Source organism: Actinoalloteichus caeruleus (genome assembly GCF_049311605.1).
Taxonomy (GTDB): domain Bacteria; phylum Actinomycetota; class Actinomycetes; order Mycobacteriales; family Pseudonocardiaceae; genus Actinoalloteichus_B; species Actinoalloteichus_B caeruleus.
Map to the genome: position 1 here is coordinate 1,947,718 of NZ_CP186005.1, position 19,317 is coordinate 1,967,034.

Below are 19,317 nucleotides of genomic sequence, written 5' to 3' on the forward strand. Positions count from 1 at the left end.
CGCCCCCGGTGATCAGATCGACCGAGTCGGGCGGCGAGTACGGGGCTCGCGTTCGTTCCCCCGGCGCTGCCCGCGCACCGGGCCGGCCACTCCACCCCGAACCACGCTCCCCGGATGTCCGGAAGTGGCCAAGCACTTCCCGTCCCGGTGGCAGACCAGGTCTGATACCGGGATGCCGCAGTTCGACCTGCCCCCCGCCGAGTTGGAGACCCACCGCGTCACCGCCGAGGAACCCCCCGGCCTCGACCAGTGGTGGTCCGACCGGCTCGACGCGGCCCGGACCGCGGCGACACCCCCCGCGCTGCGCCGGTACCGCCCCGACGAGTACGGCGCGCTGACCGCCTACGACCTGGAGTTCTCCGGCGCCGGCGGGGACCGCGTCCGAGGCTGGTACCTGCGTCCCCCCGGCTCCGGGACCACGCCGCTCCCGACCGTGGTCACCTACATCGGGTACGGCGGCGCCCGGGGGCTCCCCTGGGAACACGCGCTGCTCCCGGCCGTCGGGTACGCGGTGGTCGTCATGGACAACCGGGGCCAGGGCGGCAGGTCGATGGTCGGGTCGACCGGGGACCGCCCCACCGGCCCCGGGGGTTCCGAGTACCCGGGGGTGATGACCCGGGGCATCGCCGATCCCGAGCACTACTACGTCACCCGGCTCATCACGGACGCGGTGCGGGCGGTGGAGGTCACCGCCGGACTCCCCGGGGTGGACCCGGAGCGGATCGCGGTGCGCGGCGGGAGCCAGGGCGGCGGGCTGGCCCTGGCGGCGGCCGCGCTGGCCCCGGACCTGGTGCGGGTCTGCCAGGCGGACGTGCCGTTCCTCTGCGACCTGGCCCGCGCCGTGACCATCGGCTCCGAGCACCCCTACCTGGAGATCTCCGAGTTCCTGTCCCGGCACGACGACCTGGTGCCGGCCGCGCTGCGCACCCTGACCTACGTGGACTGCGCGCTGTTGGCCAGGCGGATCACCGCGCCCACGCTGGTCAGCGTCGGCCTGATGGACACCGTCTGCCCGCCGTCCACGGTGTACGCCGCATACCACGAGATCGCCGCCCCCAAGGAGCTGGCGGTCTTCCCGTTCGGATGGCACGTGCCGCCGGCCGGGCACACCGAGCGGCAACTGGCGCACCTGCGGCGCTTCCTCGGCGACCAGGGAACCGAACCGGCTCCGGAGGCCGTCCTGACGACGCCGTGAACGGCCGGGGGCACGCCGGGCCGGGCCGTGCGTGGCACCGCCCCGCTCAGGACGCTCCCATCCCCGCCAGGAGCCGGGCGAAGCCGTCCTCGGTGACGATGGGGATCTGGTAGGCACGGGCCCGGCGGGCCTTCATGGACATCGAGTCCGGGTCGGCGGCGACCACGAGCCGCGTCCGCCGGCTGACGTTCTCCGGCGTCACGGCCAACCCGGCCGCCGCCGCGCGGTGCTGCCACACCTCCCGGGGTTCGCGGGTGGCCCCGGTGAACACCACCCGGTCACCCTGGGCCAGGGCGAACCGGCCCGGCCTGGCGACGGCCTCCGCCTGGCCAGGGGCCGATGGGCGCGGTGAGCGGTCCCGGGCGGCCCGGTCCGCCTCGGCCGCCTCGCCGGCGGACAGCCCGAGCAGCGCGGCGAGCCGCACCAGGCTCGTGGTCTCCCGTTCGAGGACGGGGGCGGCCAGCCGGCCGCTGGCCGGGAACGGGGTGGTGGTGCGGGCGAGCACCGAGGCCCGCAGGTACGCCCGGTGCAGGTCGCGGGCGGTCTCCCTGCGCAGGTCCAGGCGCCCGGCCAGGTCGACCAGCGCGTCCTGTTCGGACTGCGAGATGACGTGGTCGAGCAGCGCGGTGTCCAGCAGGGCGAGGTAGGCCTCGGCGCTGGCCGCCTCCGCCGGCGCGTCGCAGTGACCCTCGGGCAGGCGTTCGAGGAAGTGCGGGCGTTCACCGAGGGGGACGCGGCGGCGACGCGTGTGCTCGGGCAGGTCCCACACCGGGAGTAACGGCCAGCGGGCGTTCTCGGCGCGGTCGAACAGGTCGGCCCACGGTTCGGGCCGGCCCGCGGCGCCCAGGTAGTAGCCGAGGAGCCCGGCGGCGGCCCTGGCGTCGTGCAACGCCTCGTGGGCCGCGGTCTGCCGCAGGCCCACCGCCGCGCAGCAGGCGGCCAGCGACCGCCGGGAACGGGGCAGGTACTTCTTGGCGAGCCGCATGGTGCACACACCGGTCTCGGCGTCCAGGGGCACGGTCACCCCGGCCCTGGCGAACTCGGCGCTCAGGAAGCCGGCGTCGAAGGAGAGGTTGTGGGCCACGAGGACCCGGCCGGCGAGCTTCTCGGCGACGAGACCCGCCACCCGGTCAAACGTGGGCGCGCCCCGAACATCGGAGGCGGAGATCCCGTGCACGTGCTGCGGACCGAGGTCCCGGTGCGGGTTGATGAGGGTGCACCACTCGTCGGTGATCGTCCCGTCGCGGTCGACGTGCAGGATCGCGATCTCGACCACCCGGTCGTGCAAGGCGGCCGCCAGTCCGGTCGTTTCGAGGTCGACCACCGCGTATCCGGTCACTGGGCACCATCCTCCCGGCGTTGTCGGGGTGTGCCGCGGTCGTGCCGCGCCCCGGTCCCATCGATGATCTCCTTCTCCTTCGATCTTGCCGGGAGGTCCGACACTTCCGCGTGTGCCATGCCGGTGACGTCGATCGTCACACTCTGCCAGCAGGGCGAGGCCGGCCAGTCCCCACCCCGGAGGGGCCGGCGCGCCGACCAGCATGGACTGTCCGCTGTGGCTGGTCCTGACCCCGCGTTCGCCCAGCCCGGCGGGGTCGTCGGACGTCTCGTCCGGCCCCGGGCCCGCGTGGGACACCCGGCCGGCGTCGGTCGCCGAGCACCGGCCCCGGCCCGGGTCGGGTGTTCGGAGGCCAGGACGGCCGTGCCGGGTGGGCCGGGGAGCGCGGGGCGGCCGGGCCCGGCGTCACTCGGAGTCGAGGAGATGGCGCAGCGCCTGGCGGTAGCCGAGGAAGGCCCGCCGTCCCCGGTCGGTGAGCGAGTACCAGGTCCGGGGTCGGCGTCCCTCGTGTCCCTTCGTCACGGTGACGTACCCGGCGCGTTCCAGGGTGGCCATGTGCTTGGACAGCAGGGAGTCGCTGACGTCCACGGTGTCCCGCAGGTAGCCGAACGTCACCCGGTCGCTCCTGGCCAGCAGCGCCATCACCGACAGCCGGACCGGGGTGTGGATCAGCTCGTCGAGGCGCCGCCGGTAGTCGGCGGTGCGCGGGCTCACCGGCGCGCTGCCCGCCAGGCGAGGACCAGGTAGGGGAGCGCGGGGAGCAGGCCGAACAGCACCGCCCAGGGTGTCAGGCCGCTGGGGACGACGAAGCGGTTCATGAGCAGGGCTACCAGGGCCAGTGCGGCGCTCGCGCACAGCGCTGGCCGTTCGAGTTCCACGGCGCGCGGGTCGGCGCTGCGCAGACGGGCGACGGCGAGGCCCAGCAGTCCCAACACGAGCAGGGACGCGGGCACCACGAGGTCTCCCGGAGCGACCGTCGGGGCCACCTTCAGACCGGTGTAGAAGGCCGTCACGGCCGCCGCCATCAGCAGGCAGGACACGACGTACCCGCGGCCACCCGCCCTGGTGCGCCGTTCGACGATCCGCAGCCGGGCCACGGCGAGCGCCGCCGACAGCTGGTGGTCTCGGGTCATGCGGCGAGGGTAACAAGCACTTGAACGGAATTCAGGTAGTTGCGCGAGGGGAAACCGGAACACGCCCAGGTCAGGCCGAGGGCGGCGGCGTCCCTCCCGGGCGCGTCCCGTCGTGGCCGCGTACGCGTACCCGGGTGCTGGCTGGAGAACGTCGCCGTTCACCAGCTCGACGAGAACACCCACGTCCGGTCCAGGGCCCGCGTCAGCCCGTCCCTCATCCGGGGCCTGGGCCGGAGGAAGCTCACCAAGCTCGCCGCCCAGAACGTCCGCACCTGGCCGAACCAGCTCCACACCGTATGCCGGTGGGGTGCGCCAGGAACCGAGGCGGGGGGTGGGGAAGCCCGTCGCCACGCCGTCGGACGGTGCCGCCGCAAGCTGGGTGGGCCCCACCGTCGCTGGCCTACGTCCGTTCCGTCCTCACGCTGGCCCTGGAGCACGCCGCCCGGGACGGGAAGAGTTCGCCAAGTCGCCCGCAGTCTGGGCGACGATGCCCCGACGACCCGACGCTGCGAATTCCCCGCTCTCACATCCACATCGGCGTCACCAGCGGCGTCCACGCCCATGCCCGGCCCCGCCTCCACCACCAGGCCGTCGCCACCCTGAGCGACGCACTCGCTGGGGGCGCCGGCTCTGAGGAGGCGGCGCCCCCAGCGGTGTCGTCCGCTGACGTTGCCCTCACCGTTGTCGTTAAACGGCAGAAGGGGCCTCACCGGAGATCACTCCGGTGAGGCCCCTTCTCTGCCTTCTTTTCTCAGAAATTACAATGCCTAGGAACGAGAAGAGCCCAAACTTGAACACGGGAGCATCAGATGGTGCTTCTCGGTGCGATCTACCCGCACGAAGAAGTTGCGCTTGCCGGGATCTTGTAGGAGGCCGCAAGGCTCCTATCGAAGATCACGAGCAGGGCATCGGGCATATACGTGAATCCCGCACCCTGGGCCTCGCCTAGTGCAACGACTAGGTTCGACCCGTCAGGGAATCCGAAGTTGTAGGCCCAAGGCATCTCCGGGCATCCCTCGTTAGGGATATGCCAGGCGATTCCGATACTCGCGATCGGAGCACCCAAGATTCTCCCCCAATCGACGTGGTCACTCACGTCGATCGGATTCCCGGGCAGATCGGTGCCCGCTTCCTCGGGGCTGATGAATTCAATTGCCATGCCTTCGTTGACGCCATCCATTGCCCAGCATAGAACCAGCACGGCCCCGCTCTCCATGCCCAGTTCAACGGCCATGTCGACTTCGTGAGCGCGTTCTTCCCTATGCCCTTCGGGCCAACCCTCCCCCCGCAGCGCCACGTAGCGAACCGTTTTCACGGCCTCGCCCGAGACAGCCTCCCGGAGTTCAACGAGCCCAGCACCACTACGGGCCCGAGCATCCCACGGTTTGATTACCAACATGTCTGATACCGCCCGAAGTACTGGAACTGCCCATTTGCATCGAAGGTTGCCCAGCTCCCGCGTCCAGCCGGGTCCGGCGTAGTATACCGCGTCCCACCAGTTCAGGTTTCGGACTCCACAGGAGAATGGACGTGTGATGCCGAAATAAGGCGAAGTGCTCGAATCTCCTGATTTCGGGATTCCTGGTTGGTGGCCGTCGTCCACTGGTGACCCCGTCGATCGAAAACAAGGTCCCCTCCGCCGCCGCGCGAAGGGGACCTTCATCTTTTCGTAGAGGCGGTCGAACCCCCTTGAAGAAGGCGCTACCCAAATCGGCGAGCTATAGGGAATCAGTCGAGCCAAGAACTCCTCGAACGATCCCGCTACTGTCCGAGGGATGCGGTCTTCGTCGACGTATGCAACAGATGGCTCACCGTACGGGCCGGACTGGGAGTAGTCAAGCATTACAACGTCATGTCCGCCAGAAGGCATGTCGCAAATAACTACACCGACATCTGGATAGCCCCATTCAGCGATCAAGTCTGCGCTCCCCAGGCCGGAAGAAGAATCAATCCCCCATGTCCCTCCAACTCCGAGAAGTGCACGTACCTCGAAATGGTCGGCAGCCCACGATGTAGTGAACTCTGTAGGGAAACATCGCCGCTTCAACACTCCGCCATTCCTTATCGATAGAGCTGACACATAGCCTTCCGGGAGGCGCAGTCCTAGAGAATCTTCTGCGTGAAGAATCATGTCGTTGCTCAGTGGGGGCCCGTGTAGTAGTCTCCGTCCTCAAACAACTCGTTCATTGCTAACTCCCTATGGAGAATCCGTCAGTGCGAGCTGTGCGCTTATGCTGCCAATCCCATGTGGAGCATGGAGGGCGGCAGAACTGGACTAAGGTGACAGGGTCGCGTCCTCACCACGCCGATCGGACGACCTCTCGCCCCGGCCAGCCTCCCCCGCCGCTTCCGCAGCTTCCTCAACCGGGCCGGACTCCGGCGCGTCCGCTTCCACGACCTCCGCCACTCAACCACCACCCTGCTCCTGGAACAAGGCATCGACCTCGTCGTGATCAAGGAGCTGTTGGGTCACGCCCACATCGGCGTCACCGCCACCGTCTACGCCCACGTCCGACTCCGACTCCAGCGCCAGGCCATCGACACCCTGAGCGACGCACTGGCTGAGGGCGACGACTCCGAAGAGTCACCACCCTCAGCCGTGACCGTCTGCTGACGTTGCCGTCAGCGATGCCGCCAAACAAAGTTATGTAGGATTTTGGCCATCTGGTGCCACAGGAATATGTGCCACAGTCACTACGCCAAAGAATGAACTTTCCACCATAATGCGGTCACCTGGCGAATAGATCCAGAATTCCGGTGCGGATTCTGCAATATTCGGCAGGTGGAGGATGGAAGATTCAAGACCCATTTCTATACTTGGAATTGACAGGTTTGCCCAGAAAAAAATTAGGCTGCCAGCCATCGGGGTGAACTGTTGGACTACTGAGCTTAGTTGGACGGAATCCGATCCCATTGATCTGAGTACCAAATCATCAGCCACCGCGCCCCACGTGATCGCACCGTCGGAGCTGCGCGGGTAGCGACGGAGACTTTCGCGCTCGTACTGGAGATGCTGATCCAGGTTCAGTAGCTGCACGCCCGGCTGGCCAGCCCAAGTTAGCAGTCGGTCACCTTGCTGATCTGCGCGAACCACTCGAACCATAGATTTGGGTAGGAGGTCTGGTCTGGTTCCGTATACATCGTCGAGCGTCATGAATTACCACCAAGTATTCTCGCGAAATCGTCTTCTGTCCCATTCCATGGCACTGCCCACTTGCGCGCCGAGTCTCCCTTTCCGACTTCCACGTTGATATCTGGGCCCTTCGCTGGGTCGAAATCCATCCTGAATCGCTTGTATTCACCGTTAGCCCGAGTAGTGAATCCCACTACCTTGCCGTAGGTCGTCGGTGCAGATTCGAGCCGTCCACGGACGGCTCCCGCGTAGCTGGATCAACCTCACCCAACAGATCAAGCGCTTGGTTGCGGGCTTGTTCGAAACTGTCAAACCTGGGCAGGGTTACTTCCTTGCACGCTCCTCCGGAATTGTGGACGAGGACCGGCGTCTCGCCTGCCAGTACATCGTACGTGTGGGTGGCGTTGATGGTGAGGTTGTGGACGCGGTGGTGGTGGGGGTAGGTGTGGGCGTGGGTGATGGTGGTGTGGTCGCCGGGTGGGGGTGAAAAGGGTGTTTCCTCGGGTGAGGTCGGTGGCGTGGGTCCAGTGGCCGTGGTCGTCGACCCAGAAGGGGTGTTCGTGTGAAGGTTGCGGTGCCCTGGCGGTGGTGGACACCTTTTGGTGGGTGTTGGGGGTGGTCGAGCTTTACTGTGGTGTTGATGTCGAGCGAAGTCCTTGCTCCCGTTGGGAAAGACCTCGGGCTGTCACCATGCGCCGTTCGCTTCAGCGCACTCGAACCGGCGGCCTCGCCCACCTGCCAACCCAAACCTCTGGCCTTCGTGCGTCGTCGTATCGTGTTCTCGACCGGATGCTGCCATTCCCATGAAGAGCATGGAGGACGGCAGAACTGGACTGGAGTGACAGGGCCTCGTCTTCACCATGCCGATCGGACGACCTCTCGACCCGGCCAACCCCACCCGCCGCTTCCGCAGCTTCCTCAACCGGGCCGGGCTCCGACACATCCGCTTCCACGACCTCCGCCACTCGACCGCCACCCTGCTCCTGGAACAAGGCATCGACCTCGTCGTGATCAAGGAGCTGTTGGGTCACGCCTACATCGGCGTCACCGCCACCCTCTACGCCCACGTCCGACTCCGCCTCCAGCCCGACGCCATCGACACCCTCAGCACCGCGCTCGCCAGTCCTGCTGGCGACGACCCGACCCGCGGCGACGGCAACGACCCGCCGCTGTGCGGAGTCCTCGTCGGCTGACGTTGTCGTCAACTCCTGCCGTCACCCCATGCAGAAGCCCCGCCAGGACACACCTGACGGGGCTTCAACTTTGCTATCGCCATCCAGCGCGAGGGTTGCGGGATCGGGCTGCGAGGCTACACCTCGCCCTTCAACCAACGCTCGAATGGCGCGACCTCCGACAGTTTGGAATTGAGTGCCTTCAACCCCCCGGCGAAGTCCTCGGCTAATTTCGAGAGCATCGCGACTAGCTCATCCAGTGCAATATTCTCCCGCTCCGGGTTTGGAACCCAATTTGTCCGCGAATCACAGCGAATCATCACGAGATCCCCGCTTGGGCGGAAGGTCAAAGTTCTCTCGATACCTTGCGAGTAGAGATTCACCTCAACTTCGCGTCGTTCGCGCACGCCTGCCAGAAGCGACGGCAGTTGCTCCATGAGGGCAGACAAGTCATACGCCACATCGAGCGGCCACTTATCACTTCCGAACCCGCCGATGTGAAATCTGCCGCCTCCAGCATCAGAGAGGGCGCTGCACGCCTCCAGGACGAGGGTTTCGTAATCGGCACCCGGTTCCAGGCTCGTTGAAGGAGACAGAGTGCCAGACGGCACGGCCGGATTGAACGACACAGAGAAGCTCATCTCTCCAGCTCCTAGTTCGGGCCAATGATTGGAAATCCCGTTTGTACAGCCCATTTGGACTCGGGACGATGGTAGCTGCTCGCGCTTTCGCAATGCTCCCGTCCGGCATAATCACCTACCCCGTGCCTTCCGGAATCCGCACCGATCTGGGCCCGGCACCTTCGACATGGAGTCCCTTCAAGAACTCTGCCGCAGCATCGATATCCAGCCACTGGCCTTGCTGATCCCCGGTGGTACGAGCGCGATCTGTCAGCTTCTTCGTGTTCTTCACTCCAGCGCCATGAGTCTTGAAGGTATGACCCCCACGTGTTCACGCTGTTGGCTGCCCAATTAGGGCAGTTGTCGTTGTGAACCAGGACCGGTGTGGTGCCTGCCAGCACATAGTACGTGTGGGTGGCGTTGATGGTGAGGTTGTGGACGCGGTGGTGGTGGGGGTAGGTGTGGGCGTGGGTGGTGGTGGTGTGGTCGCCGGTGGGGGTGAGGAGGGTGTCTCCTCGGGTGAGGTCGGTGGCGTGGGTCCAGTGGCTGCGGTTGTCGATCCAAAAAGGTGTTCGTCGGTGACGGTGCCCGGCAGTGGTTGACGCCTTTTAGGGGTAGGAGCGAGTGAGACGTTACTCGTGCACTGCCGGTGGTCGAAAATCATGTACTTGCTGCAGAGATTTCGTTCTCACCCTCGGGGCTGCCAATACCCGCCGCTCGATCCAGCGTACCTCAATCGGTGCTCTCCCATATGCGGGCCAATTCCAGGCCTTCGTACGCCGTGTCGTGCTCGGGCGGGACGTGTTCGAACGTGAGTTCCGGGGGAGATGGCGCCCCCCCGGAAACCATGCGTCCATAATCGCGGTTTTCTAAGTCTTTCGGGTTATTATTACCTGAACGTAAGACGCGTTCTGTGCGTCATCGACTCGCACGGAGCAGTGTGTGACTTTGTTCTCTTCGTAGAACGCGACCTTGGCGTGTTCGTTCGGATCGTGCACTACTAGCATGCCGTGTGGGCAAGGAAGTTCAGTCTCGAAAAGAGTTAGAGGGAGTGTCGTGGGTGGCGTGGATCTCCACACTTCGCAGGAGACGGGATTGACGACGCTGGGCATAACGCTGAAGATTATGGAGCTTTCGTCCTGGTACCAACTCGCTTCGTTCGGATTCCAATCTGATAGATCTCCCTCGCTCGCCACGTCTTGTAGGATCAGGCAACCGTGTTCAATGTATGCCATGAATGAAGCTATCGGCGCTTCCTTTACCATGATTTGTTGCTCCTTGCCTTCCTTAGCTGTGGTACGACCCCGCCTTGTATGCGGGCGCACTGCTGGCAGTGGGGGTAAGCCGTTTATGGGCTGCCGGGTGGAACTAGGCTACTCGGTGGCTGGTGGTCGGGTATCCACCGACCATTAGGGGTGTTCGGAGATCTGAAAGAACAGGTATGACAACCATGGGCCTGTCCGGATTTTTCGATCAGCTCCCGGCCCCCACTCACATCTATGTTCCCGTCAACGAAGGCAACTCCCTCCGGGGCGTTTGGCCCAGCCCCTAATGTTAGGTCGCAGTTCTCCTCGGGAGTGGCATTGTGCACCAGGACCGGAGTTGCCCCGGCCAGTACATAGTACGTGTGGATGGTGTTGATGGTGTTGATGGTGAGGTTGTGGGCGCGGTGGTGGTGGGGGTAGGTGTGGGCGTGGGTGATGGTGGTGTGGTCGCCGGTGGGGGTGAGGAGGGTGTCTCCTCGGGTGAGGTCGGTGGCGTGGGTCCAGCGGCCGTGGTCGTCGACCCAGAAGGGGTGTTCGTCGGTGGCGGTGACGGTGCCGGGGAGCTGGTCGGGGCTGGGGGTGTGGCTGACGTCGACGAGGGTCTTGGGTCCCTCGTTGGTGGTGGTGGCCACGATCCGTTGGGGTCCGATTTCCCCGGTGTCCGGGTCGGAGGCGAGGACTTCGTCTCCGAGTTGGTTGTCCTCGATGGGTTTGTGGGTGCCGTCGGCGAGGAGGACGAGGGTGCCGGGGACGGAGCTGTTGGCCCGGCAGCCGGCGTTGCGGAGCAGCGCGGTGGCCTCGTCGCGTTCGCGTCGCCAGGTCCGCACCCGGAAGATGGCACGATCCATGTCGCGTCGTCCGTGAAGTGTTGATACGGGTGCAGTGTTCGAATCTCGTGGATCCGGGGGGATGACTCATTTCCCGGAGAGCAGGATTGGACTAGAGTGACCGAGCCTCGGCCTCGCCACGCTGACCGGCGGACCTTCCGATCTGGTCGACCTCACCCGCACTGCTTCCTCAATCCGGTCCGGAGTTTGGCGCGTCCGTTTCCATGACCTACGGCATTCGGCCGCGACCCTGCTTCTGGGACAGGGCGTTGGCCTCGTTCCCAAGGAGCTGGTGGGCCACACCAACATCGGCGTCACCGCCACCGTCTACACTGATGTCCGACTCCGCCTCCAGCATGACGCCATCAACACCCTCGGGACCGCACGCGGCAGCTAGGAGACCACTGAGGGGTGCGCTCCAACGGTGTTAAACCGCCCCTGTGCGGCCCCCGTTCGTTGCCGTTGCCGTAAACTATCGCCGTCTGATGACGCAAGAAGCCCCGTCAGAACGCACCTGACGGGGCTTCTCCTTGCTTGCGCGAACCTTCAACAACTATTCGACTAGCTCCGGCTCAACGCGATATTCGCGCCTCAAGTCCTCCACCAGGCGCCTACCTGCAAATTTCACCACTCCGCGCGCCCACCAGACTTCCTCGGGCATTCTTGGGAACGCATCAGGAAATAGAAGTGCACGGAATCTTGAGTCCACGGCTTCCACTTCTGCGCTTAGTAGTGCAAGCTCGGGAAATTTTTGCAGTTCCGCAGAATTCAATGCATTTGCCAGGCAATCCCTCGATGTCAGATCATTGAAGTAGTCTTCGGCATCACCCCGATAGCCCTGTTCGCACTCCTCGACGAACGTCCTCCATTGCGAAAAAAGTGCCTCCGGTTCGACGTCACGCCACCGACCGGACTTTCTGACAAAGCTAGAGAACGCGTCGTGAAAGTTTTCGGTATCGTGAGTCATCGGTTCGGCGAGGGTCGTGAAGTGATTGGTCCGCAGTTAGAACACCGTCGTCGAACCTCGCTGCCCAATTTGTGGTTTGAGGTGCATGGTACCAAGTGTGTCACCCGTGAGCTTGTTCGCTTAATCGTCCTAATAATCTCTGCGAAACTCTCGCACGGCGGAGATGCTAGTAGTCCACTGGGAAATTCTGGTCCCGTCATCGCTTACTTCCTGATGGGGTTGGATGTGATTCCATGGGTGCTCCGGGTTGAAAGGCTCACTGAGCTGGTCTAGAAAAATAAGTGAATTTTGGACGTAGACCACGTCTCCATATCGATACATCGGCCAACAGGAGACAAAGTTGCTGTTTTCCGGATCGGTGATCGAGGCGATAAGACAGGAAGTGGACGTAGAGGATTTGTCGATGTTTCTGAGGGCGTTCGTCCAGCTTAGACGGTAGTCCTTGGGTGACCAAAAGCTTAAGTTGATCGAGAATCTTTCGCAAAAGTCTTTGCCTACCCTGATTTGCCCCATAGTTCCCCAATTATCTGAGTTATCATCCTGTTCCAGTATCTCGATTGAAAATAAATCAATCTTCGATTCGATTGAGCTCCGAGTCATAGGTTCCTTTTCATTTTCCATCGGAGTTGATCACCTTCCAGCCGTTTGTTGTGTTGTGTCCGTCGACATCGGGTGTAATGTATTTTTTCCGTTGGAGAAAACAAATTGGCCATGTGAGTCGAAGGGGATCCTCGGCGGGGCCACTGGCTTGGTCAAACTGACAGGTCCTGCTGCGCCTCGACATACGTGTTAGCCGGGACAAACTTGGACATCGTCCGGAAGAAAATCATCCCAGCCTCTTTGACGGCCTCCAGAAAGTCGAGAAGTGAAGTGCTCGCTGTCCTCGTTTCTTGTCCAGTTACTACGGTCACCAAGACGCGGGAACCTGCGGCCCGCAGGGACAGCTTGATCGGCTGATCCGGAAAATACGTCTCCGCGTAACCCGATGACTGTACGCTTGTCACCATGGCGGCGATATAGCACCAAAGCTGGTCAACGTAGTCCCACTCTTCAGTGCCGATGATTTCCAATCCATCAACGGACAGCCGAATGGCGCCTTCGATGTAGTCAAGGTCGGGTGGCGGGATGTCACATGCGTCGACTCGAACAAATCCGCCGTCCGCGCCCCTTAGGAACGTCTCGATCTCAACCATGTCTCAGGTCCTTCGGTGATATTTTATTCCGGATAGAACTGGCCCACTCGGCCTTTATTTAGGCCGACTACGTAATCGACCCCGTTGGCGTTTCCGCGAATCTGATACATTCCTTGGCTGCCTCGCTGAATTAGTGTATCGCGGTTCTGTCTCATTACCTGGCCGATGGCGTCTCGGATGTCATCAACGCTCATGTTTGAATCGAAGAAGGTTTGAGTGTTCTTTATTGATCCATCCCAGTGATCCGAGTGGTGACGAGTAAGGATGTGCTCCATTCCTTTCTTGTCTAACAAGACAGACTGATTTCCGAACTGGAACCGCTGGCTGCTCCAGTCCCTGAGAACGGGAAGGCATCCTCCGCTGTTGTGAACCAGGACAGGTGTCTGTCCCGCCAGTACATAGTACGTGTGGGTGGCGTTGATGGTGAGGTTGTGGACGCGGTGGTGGTGGGGGTAGGTGTGGGCGTGGGTGATGGTGGTGTGGTCGCCGGTGGGGGTGAGGAGGGTGTCTCCTCGGGTGAGGTCGGTGGCGTGGGTCCAGTGGCCGTGGTCGTCGACCAGAAGGGGTGTTCGTCGGTGGCGGTGACGGTGCCCGGGAGCTGGTCGGGGCTCGGGGTGTGGCTGACGTCGACGAGGGTCTTGGGTCCCTCGTTGGTGATGGTGGCCACGACCCGTTGGGGTCCGATTTCCCCGGTGTCCGGGTCGGAGACGAGGACTTCGTCCCCGAGTTGGATGTCCTCGATGGGTGTGCGGGTGCCGTCGGCGAGGAGGACGAGGGTGCCGGGGACGAAGCTGTTGACCCGGCAGCCGGCGTTGCGGAGCAGCGCGGTGGCCTCCTCGCGTTCGCGCCGCCAGGTCCGCACTCGGAAGATGACACGATCCATGTCGCGTCGTCCGCGAAGTGTTGATACGGGTGCAGTGCTCGAATCTCGTGGCTCCGGGGGGATGACTCATTTCCCGGAGAGCAAGGTTGGACTAGAGTGACCGAGCCTCGTCCTCGCCACCTTGACCGGCGGACCTTCCGATCTGGTCGACCTCACCCGCGCTGCTTCCTCAACCCGGTCCGGAGTTTGGCGCGTCCGTTTCCATGACCTACGGCATTCGGCCGCGACCCTGCTACTGAAGCAGGGCCTCGACCTCGTCTTCAAGGAGCTTGTGAGCGATGCCAACATCGTCGGTCACTGCCGCCGGTACGTCCACCTACGACTCTGACTCCAACTCCAAGCCGTCGATACCCTGAAGGACGTCCTCGGCTCATAGACGACGCCCAGGACGACCCACCCGTTGCGGCAGGCACCGCTGACAATGCCGTCCGCGGTGTAGCCAAACGGCACGAGGCCCTCCCGGCAAACTCGCGAGGACCCACGTACGACTTCGCCTCCAGCGCCAAACCATCGCCACCTGGACGAGGCCCTCGGCGACCAGAATGGCGATCCCGACCGCCCGCCCTCCGTACCCGTTGACGTTGCCGTCAAACGCCATATGGGGCCCCCGGAATGACTTCTGGGGGGCCCCATATGCATTGATCCGGACGGCCAGCGTTAGCGTATAGCGGAAAATTGACTCACCAGACGGCTACTCGGAAACGTTCAGTCCGATCAGTTCTGGTCGCTTCTCGGGGGCTCCCCAGTCCAATATTTCACGTAGCTTCATGGACAGGTTCGTGACGTCAACTCCCGAATCACGCAGGTCCACTTCCACGACAGTTGAGGTTTCAAGGATATTCGCGTCTTCAGTTGTGAACTCCAGGTCCAGCATCGCGCCGTTAAGCCGCACGCGCTGCAGGCAGCCGTAAACCGTAAATCCCTGCTCGTTCGAGACGTTGTAGGAGTCCATTCCAGACTGCACGTCCTGTTCGTCTGGCTCATAGGTGGATCGCTGGATCGAGAATGATCGTTGAACGCCAGCGTCGTCGATCCCGCTGACGCCTACCTCAAGTGCCTCCTCATCCTTGTAGTCCTCAAAGAACCCGACCTCTGTGGCGGTCAGCCTCATCCCTAACCCCTCGCCTTCCATGTTCCGGAGCTCTTGGCCCCGTCCCATGTATACGTAACTGACACTCCCAATTCCCTGACCATTCGGTTCATCGCCCCCTTGCACCTTGAGCAGGGCGGAAGCTGGCCTCGCATCGCCACTGCGTCACCAGGGCTCAACGGGTACTTACCAGCGAACGGATCGCCCGGAAGTGAGACCTTCGGCCCTGTGGAAGCACCTGCCATACGTGAGAACCGGTGCTCTGTGTGCGTGAAAGCCGAATTATTGGGATAGCCGAGAGCAGTCTCCTCCGGAGTCATGTCACCGCTCTCCAGCTTTACATCGACACGCGTGCTCCCGTCAGGAGCTGTCGCCGTGATATCGCACATGTGACCGCTGCCGCCGGTGTTATGAACCAGGACCGGCGTGGTGCCGGCCAGTACATAGTACGTGTGGGTGGCGTTGATGGTGAGGTTGTGGACGCGGTGGTGGTGGGGGTAGGTGTGGGCGTGGGTGATGGTGGTGTGGTCGCCGGTGGGGGTGAGGAGGGTGTCTCCTCGGGTGAGGTCGGTGGCGTGGGTCCAGCGGCCGTGGTCGTCGACCCAGAAGGGGTGTTCGTCGGTGGCGGTGACGGTGCCCGGGAGCTGGTCGGGGCTGGGGGTGTGGCTGACGTCGACGAGGGTCTTGGGTCCCTCGTTGGTGATGGTGGCCACGACCCGTTGGGGCCCGGTTTCCCCGGTGTCCGGGTCGGAGGCGAGGACTTCGTCCCCGAGTTGGATGTCCTCGATGGGTGTGTGGGTGCCGTCGGCGAGGAGGACGAGGGTGCCGGGGACGAAGCTGTTGACCCGGCAGCCCGCGCTGCGCAGGACCGCGGTGGCCTCGTCGCGTTCGCGTCGCCAGGTCCGGACGCGGTCGACGGCGCGGTTGATGCCGCGGAGGAGGTCGGGGATCTTGCCGAGCTTCGTCCAGGGCACGGCCCCGATCAGGACCCAGCCGCAGGCCACGATGTCGGCTGTGGTGAAGCAGTTCTTGATGTCGTCCAAGCCGAGGACCTCGGACAGGACCTTTCCTCCTGCGTCGAGGACGACGTCGATGACGGAGCGGGTGCCGGCCAAAGTGGACTGCGTCGCCGAGATCTGTTGTGCGGTATGTCCGTTGTAGGTGCGTGATACGCGCGGTATGGACCGCTGTGGAGTGGTCCGCTGTGGAGTGAAAGGCACTCGTTTTCACTACGCTGATTGGCCGGCCTCGCGATCTGGCCAACCTCACCCGCGCTGCTTCATCATCCGGCCAGGGTTCCGACGCATCCGCTTTCCACGACCTCAGGCACTTCACCGCCACCCTGCTCCTGGAACACGGCGTCGAGCTCGTCGTTATCAAGGAACTCCTCGGCCACGCCCACATCGGCGTCACTGCCACCGTCTGCGACCACGTCCGACTCCGCCCCTCCAGCCGTGACGCCATCGGCCCCTTAGCACCACGCTCTGCAGCCAGGAGGACACCGAAACGGCGGCGATCCGGGGGCGATGAACCACCGTCCTGCGTAGGTCGCGTCCGCTGACGTTGCCGCCAACTACTGCCGTCGCCACCACGCAGGAGCGTCGCCGGGATCGGCGGGGCTCCTGCCTATGCCATCACGCGCTCGGCTGTGATCGAAACCGAACTGATTCAGTTCCGGCCGCTGCTCCCAGAGACCCAATCAGTTTGTGTTGCTCCTACCAGAGTCTAAGTTGTTCAAAATTTTGTCTTGCATCCAGAATTCTCTTGCCTGAGGTGGGATTTTATTAGACAGATCCACTCCCTGGTTGCGCAGTCCTTCCATGCGAAGATGTTCGGCGATGTATAGGTCAGCATTTGTTGTGCAAACCTGTGTGCAAGTTGCGTCTACATTTATCTTATGTGTCCGCTGATGATCTTGTCGATCGAAAAAGGTCCCCTCCGTCGTCATGTGGAGGGGACCTTCATCTTCTCGCAAAGACGTTCAAACTTGTCCGCGAAGAAGACGCGACCTAAATCGGTGAACTGCAGAGAATCAATCGGGACAAGAACTCGTCGAATGATCCCGCTACTGTCCGAGGGATACGGTCTTCGTCGACGTATGCAACAGATGGCTCACCGTCCGGGCCGGACTGGGAGTAGTCAAGCATTACAACGTCATGTCCACCTGAAGGCATGTCACAAATGATTACACCAATTTCTGGGTAGCCCCATTCGGCGATCAAGTCTGCGCTCCCCAGTCCAGAAGAAGAATCAATCCCCCATGTCCCTCCGACTCCGAGAAGTGCGCGTACCTCGAAATGGTCGACAGCCCACGATGTCGCGAACTCTGTAGGGAAACATCGCCGCTTCAGCACTCCACCATTTTTTATTGACAGGGCTGCCACGTAGCCTTCGGGGAGTCGCAGACCTAAGGAATATTCTGCGCGAAGAACCATGTCATGACTCAGCGGGGGGCCCATATAGTAGTCTCCGTCCTCAAACAACTCGTTCATTACTACCTTCCTATGGAGAATCCGCCTGTGTGAGCTGTCCTCTTATGAGCTTCTGTCTGGATCAACTGCATAAGCCCCGGCTCTTGGTGGTGGTGCCACGTATATCCGTCGGGAGTCTCGCTGAGACCCGCTGCGCGATTAGATCTTGCGAAATCTGTTCCACGGCTTCCGGAAAGTTCGATTCGTACGTCGGGCACATCCGGATGGCGCCACGCTGAGAAATCGGGGAAGCCATTTTCATCGAATGGGACATTCGTTTTAGGATGAACGTCTCCTGCTAGTTTGCCATTACGTACCTTCGGTATGCCGCCGTCAGCGCATTCACAGCTCGCCGGGTGCCCAGTGACTCCTCCGCCACAATTGTGGACAAGAACCGGCGTCTCGCCTGCCAGTACATAGTACGTGTGGACGGCGTTGATGGTGAGGTTGTGGACGCGGTGGTGGTGGGGGTAGGTGTGGGCGTGGGTGATGGTGGTGTGGTCGCCGGTGGGGGTGAGGAGGGTGTCTCCTCGGGTGAGGTCGGTGGCGTGGGTCCAGCGGCCGTGGTCGTCGACCCAGAAGGGGTGTTCGTCGGTGGCGGTGACGGTGCCCGGGAGCTGGTCGGGGCTGGGGGTGTGGCTGACGTCGACGAGGGTCTTGGGTCCCTCGTTGGTGATGGTGGCCACGACCCGTTGGGGCCCGGTTTCCCCGGTGTCCGGGTCGGAGGCGAGGACTTCGTCCCCGAGTTGGATGTCCTCGATGGGTGTGTGGGTGCCGTCGGCGAGGAGGACGAGGGTGCCGGGGACGAAGCTGTTGACCCGGCAGCCCGCGCTGCGCAGGACCGCGGTGGCCTCGTCGCGTTCGCGTCGCCAGGTCCGGACGCGGTCGACGGCGCGGTTGATGCCGCGGAGGAGGTCGGGGATCTTGCCGAGCTTCGTCCAGGGCACCGCGCTGATCAGGACCCAGCCGCAGGCCACGATGTCGGCTGTGGTGAAGCAGTTCTTGATGTCGTCCAGGCCGAGGACCTCGGACAGGACCTTTCCTCCTGCGTCGAGGACGACGTCGATGACGGAGCGGGTGTCGGCCAGGGTGGCGTGGGTGGTAGCGACCTGTTGCGCGGTGTATCCGTTGTAGGTGCGTGAGACGCGCGGTGTGGACCGCTGTGGAGTGGATCGCGGGGAATGCAGCTGTGCCTGGACGCGCTTGCCGAGCAATAGCACACTGCGCACGACCGTGGTGACGGCCTTGCCAAGCGCTGTTCTGCGTAACCGCTCAACGATGGCCTTGGCCTGGAGGTTCAACCAGCGGTACAGCAGCCCGTCAGGGTTGCTGAAGGTGACGGGGGAGGTGCCCGGCTGCTCAGGCTCCCAGTGTTGGAGCGAGCTGATCGAGCTGATTGAGTGCCTAGCTCGGCTCGATGGAGTCCGAGACTGGGAGCCGAGCACGAACCCATCGGCACCGCACCCGGCTCCCCTCGGGAAGACCTCGTCTTCACCATCGGGGCCGGCCGCCGTCACGGATCCGCCGCTCGCTCGTCCGGCGCGCCCGAGTCGGAGGCCTCGCCCACTGACTCACCCAGCTGCGGGCTTTCGAGGGGTGTACCCGCTCCCGGCTGAAGCTTTCATTCCTGCAGGGAGTTCAGAGGACGGCAGGATTGGACTGGAGCGAGAGCGGGCTCATCCTCGCGACGCTGACCGGCTGGCCTCTCGACCCTGCCGACCTCACCTGCCGCTGCTTTAGGGTCAGGCTCGGGCGCGCGTCCGCTTCCACGACCTACGGCACTTGACGACGCTCCTCCGGGAATGGGGAGTCGAACCCGTACTGATCAAGCAATTCCTCGGCCACGCCCCACGTCGGCGTCTACGCCCACGTACGACTCCGCCTCCAGCGTCAGGCCATCGACACCCTCGGCAGCAACCTCGGCCCGACCGACGCCCCGGACGACCCGCCCACCGCAGCCGTCGTCCGCTGACGTTGCCGTCACCGTTGCCGTCAAACGGCAGAAGGGGCCCACCGGAGATCGCTCCGG

At 63.4% G+C, this 19,317-nt stretch carries 22 protein-coding genes and 2 pseudogenes; 6 read left to right on the forward strand and 18 right to left on the reverse strand.

What is annotated here, in order from left to right:
- The first annotated feature begins 124 nt into the window (after positions 1 to 124).
- A complete protein-coding gene (locus tag ACOJVX_RS08730; protein WP_422647400.1) occupies positions 125 to 1,195 on the forward strand; it encodes an acetylxylan esterase in 1,071 nt (356 codons plus the stop codon).
- Positions 1,196 to 1,241: 46 nt separating this feature from the next.
- On the opposite strand, the gene ACOJVX_RS08735 is transcribed toward ACOJVX_RS08730, so the two are convergent.
- The 5 genes and pseudogenes from ACOJVX_RS08735 to ACOJVX_RS08755 form a co-directional block, all read right to left on the reverse strand.
- A complete protein-coding gene (locus tag ACOJVX_RS08735) occupies positions 1,242 to 2,534 on the reverse strand; it encodes an exonuclease domain-containing protein (RefSeq protein WP_418155981.1) in 1,293 nt (430 codons plus the stop codon).
- Between the two features lie 405 nt (positions 2,535 to 2,939).
- On the reverse strand, positions 2,940 to 3,248 hold the full coding sequence (locus ACOJVX_RS08740; RefSeq protein ID WP_026420771.1) for a winged helix-turn-helix domain-containing protein: 309 nt from the start codon (positions 3,246 to 3,248) through the stop codon (positions 2,940 to 2,942).
- Positions 3,245 to 3,667 (reverse strand): hypothetical protein, encoded by a 423-nt coding sequence (locus ACOJVX_RS08745; RefSeq protein ID WP_026420772.1) that lies wholly within the window; start codon positions 3,665 to 3,667, stop codon positions 3,245 to 3,247. Before ACOJVX_RS08745 ends, ACOJVX_RS08740 begins: the two co-directional genes overlap by 4 nt.
- Before the next feature lie 829 nt (positions 3,668 to 4,496).
- Positions 4,497 to 4,901, reverse strand: a complete 405-nt coding sequence (locus ACOJVX_RS08750; protein ID WP_030105076.1) for a hypothetical protein — start codon at positions 4,899 to 4,901, stop codon at positions 4,497 to 4,499.
- Between the two features lie 510 nt (positions 4,902 to 5,411).
- Positions 5,412 to 5,810: pseudogene (locus ACOJVX_RS08755) on the reverse strand (SMI1/KNR4 family protein); the annotation flags it as partial.
- A gap of 165 nt (positions 5,811 to 5,975) precedes the next feature.
- Between ACOJVX_RS08755 and ACOJVX_RS08760 the strand changes: the two are divergent.
- Positions 5,976 to 6,281: a tyrosine-type recombinase/integrase gene (locus tag ACOJVX_RS08760; RefSeq protein WP_418155945.1), complete on the forward strand. Its 306-nt coding sequence runs from the start codon at positions 5,976 to 5,978 to the stop codon at positions 6,279 to 6,281.
- A gap of 30 nt (positions 6,282 to 6,311) precedes the next feature.
- Here ACOJVX_RS08760 and ACOJVX_RS08765 read toward each other — a convergent pair whose 3' ends face one another.
- Positions 6,312 to 6,821, reverse strand: coding sequence for a hypothetical protein (locus ACOJVX_RS08765; RefSeq protein WP_422647401.1), 510 nt, complete (start codon positions 6,819 to 6,821; stop codon positions 6,312 to 6,314).
- An 839-nt stretch (positions 6,822 to 7,660) separates the two neighbouring features.
- Here ACOJVX_RS08765 and ACOJVX_RS08770 point away from each other — a divergent pair.
- Entirely contained in the window at positions 7,661 to 7,993 is a 333-nt protein-coding gene (locus tag ACOJVX_RS08770; protein WP_418155943.1) for a tyrosine-type recombinase/integrase, read from the forward strand.
- A gap of 116 nt (positions 7,994 to 8,109) precedes the next feature.
- Here the strand turns inward: ACOJVX_RS08770 and ACOJVX_RS08775 are convergent, their stop codons facing one another.
- The 4 genes and pseudogenes from ACOJVX_RS08775 to ACOJVX_RS08790 form a co-directional block, all read right to left on the reverse strand.
- Positions 8,110 to 8,613, reverse strand: a complete 504-nt coding sequence (locus ACOJVX_RS08775) for a hypothetical protein (protein ID WP_418155942.1) — start codon at positions 8,611 to 8,613, stop codon at positions 8,110 to 8,112.
- An 11-nt stretch (positions 8,614 to 8,624) separates the two neighbouring features.
- Positions 8,625 to 9,158 (reverse strand): annotated as a pseudogene (locus tag ACOJVX_RS08780) (polymorphic toxin-type HINT domain-containing protein); the annotation flags it as partial.
- Between the two features lie 303 nt (positions 9,159 to 9,461).
- Entirely contained in the window at positions 9,462 to 9,857 is a 396-nt protein-coding gene (locus ACOJVX_RS08785) for a hypothetical protein (protein WP_418155941.1), read from the reverse strand.
- Positions 9,858 to 9,940: 83 nt separating this feature from the next.
- A complete protein-coding gene (locus ACOJVX_RS08790) occupies positions 9,941 to 10,705 on the reverse strand; it encodes a polymorphic toxin-type HINT domain-containing protein (RefSeq protein ID WP_418155940.1) in 765 nt (254 codons plus the stop codon).
- A 172-nt stretch (positions 10,706 to 10,877) separates the two neighbouring features.
- Between ACOJVX_RS08790 and ACOJVX_RS08795 the strand changes: the two genes are divergently transcribed.
- The gene (locus ACOJVX_RS08795) at positions 10,878 to 11,081 is read left to right on the forward strand and encodes a tyrosine-type recombinase/integrase (protein WP_269808352.1); all 204 of its coding nucleotides are present in this window, start codon (positions 10,878 to 10,880) and stop codon (positions 11,079 to 11,081) included.
- A gap of 156 nt (positions 11,082 to 11,237) precedes the next feature.
- Here the strand turns inward: ACOJVX_RS08795 and ACOJVX_RS08800 are convergent, their stop codons facing one another.
- From ACOJVX_RS08800 to ACOJVX_RS08815, 4 genes are all read right to left on the reverse strand, one after another.
- Positions 11,238 to 11,651 (reverse strand): hypothetical protein, encoded by a 414-nt coding sequence (locus ACOJVX_RS08800; RefSeq protein WP_081715514.1) that lies wholly within the window; start codon positions 11,649 to 11,651, stop codon positions 11,238 to 11,240.
- A 129-nt stretch (positions 11,652 to 11,780) separates the two neighbouring features.
- Positions 11,781 to 12,272: a hypothetical protein gene (locus ACOJVX_RS08805; RefSeq protein WP_211237551.1), complete on the reverse strand. Its 492-nt coding sequence runs from the start codon at positions 12,270 to 12,272 to the stop codon at positions 11,781 to 11,783.
- A 131-nt stretch (positions 12,273 to 12,403) separates the two neighbouring features.
- A complete protein-coding gene (locus ACOJVX_RS08810) occupies positions 12,404 to 12,844 on the reverse strand; it encodes a hypothetical protein (RefSeq protein WP_030103808.1) in 441 nt (146 codons plus the stop codon).
- Positions 12,845 to 12,867: 23 nt separating this feature from the next.
- Positions 12,868 to 13,404, reverse strand: a complete 537-nt coding sequence (locus tag ACOJVX_RS08815; protein ID WP_422647572.1) for a polymorphic toxin-type HINT domain-containing protein — start codon at positions 13,402 to 13,404, stop codon at positions 12,868 to 12,870.
- Positions 13,405 to 13,460: 56 nt separating this feature from the next.
- Here ACOJVX_RS08815 and ACOJVX_RS08820 point away from each other — a divergent pair, with 56 nt between their 5' ends.
- Positions 13,461 to 13,751, forward strand: coding sequence for a hypothetical protein (locus ACOJVX_RS08820; protein ID WP_422647591.1), 291 nt, complete (start codon positions 13,461 to 13,463; stop codon positions 13,749 to 13,751).
- A 667-nt stretch (positions 13,752 to 14,418) separates the two neighbouring features.
- Here ACOJVX_RS08820 and ACOJVX_RS08825 read toward each other — a convergent pair.
- Both ACOJVX_RS08825 and ACOJVX_RS08830 read right to left on the reverse strand, forming a co-directional pair.
- The gene (locus ACOJVX_RS08825; protein WP_418155938.1) at positions 14,419 to 14,838 is read right to left on the reverse strand and encodes an Imm10 family immunity protein; all 420 of its coding nucleotides are present in this window, start codon (positions 14,836 to 14,838) and stop codon (positions 14,419 to 14,421) included.
- A gap of 2 nt (positions 14,839 to 14,840) precedes the next feature.
- Positions 14,841 to 15,932: a polymorphic toxin-type HINT domain-containing protein gene (locus tag ACOJVX_RS08830; RefSeq protein ID WP_422647402.1), complete on the reverse strand. Its 1,092-nt coding sequence runs from the start codon at positions 15,930 to 15,932 to the stop codon at positions 14,841 to 14,843.
- 140 nt (positions 15,933 to 16,072) lie between these two features.
- Here ACOJVX_RS08830 and ACOJVX_RS08835 point away from each other — a divergent pair, with 140 nt between their 5' ends.
- The gene (locus ACOJVX_RS08835) at positions 16,073 to 16,378 is read left to right on the forward strand and encodes a tyrosine-type recombinase/integrase (RefSeq protein WP_081715519.1); all 306 of its coding nucleotides are present in this window, start codon (positions 16,073 to 16,075) and stop codon (positions 16,376 to 16,378) included.
- 448 nt (positions 16,379 to 16,826) lie between these two features.
- Here ACOJVX_RS08835 and ACOJVX_RS08840 read toward each other — a convergent pair whose 3' ends face one another.
- Both ACOJVX_RS08840 and ACOJVX_RS08845 read right to left on the reverse strand, forming a co-directional pair.
- Positions 16,827 to 17,309 (reverse strand): SMI1/KNR4 family protein, encoded by a 483-nt coding sequence (locus ACOJVX_RS08840; protein WP_081715518.1) that lies wholly within the window; start codon positions 17,307 to 17,309, stop codon positions 16,827 to 16,829.
- A 2-nt stretch (positions 17,310 to 17,311) separates the two neighbouring features.
- On the reverse strand, positions 17,312 to 18,589 hold the full coding sequence (locus tag ACOJVX_RS08845; protein ID WP_422647403.1) for a polymorphic toxin-type HINT domain-containing protein: 1,278 nt from the start codon (positions 18,587 to 18,589) through the stop codon (positions 17,312 to 17,314).
- Positions 18,590 to 19,317 lie beyond the last annotated feature (728 nt).